Annotated in this window: 1 protein-coding gene; it reads right to left on the bottom strand. The window is 68.6% G+C overall.

The window, feature by feature from the left end:
- A partial coding sequence (locus KVS71_RS19570; RefSeq protein ID WP_217585350.1) for a hypothetical protein occupies positions 1-229 on the bottom strand: 229 nt, incomplete at both ends.

Below are 229 nucleotides of genomic sequence, written 5' to 3'. Positions count from 1 at the left end.
ACCTCCCAGGCGACGTCGAAGATCGTCCAGGTCGGCCCCGCCGCGGCCTGGCGGAAGCGGATGTACCCGCCGCCCTTGCCGTTGCGGTCGTAGACGATGAGTCCCGCGTTGGCGGGGGTCGTGGCCGGGGCCGTGACGACGAAGTCGAGCACGAACTCCGTGAAGTCCCGCGGCAGGATGCTGATGGCTCCCTTGAGGATGCGGTACACCTTGTCGCCCGACGCATCCA

This window comes from Microbacterium sp. GbtcB4 (assembly GCF_019091465.1).
In the GTDB taxonomy this organism is placed as follows: Bacteria; Actinomycetota; Actinomycetes; order Actinomycetales; family Microbacteriaceae; genus Microbacterium; species Microbacterium paraoxydans.
Note: the sequence above shows the minus strand (reverse complement) of the source record. Positions and strands in the feature narration are given on the sequence as shown.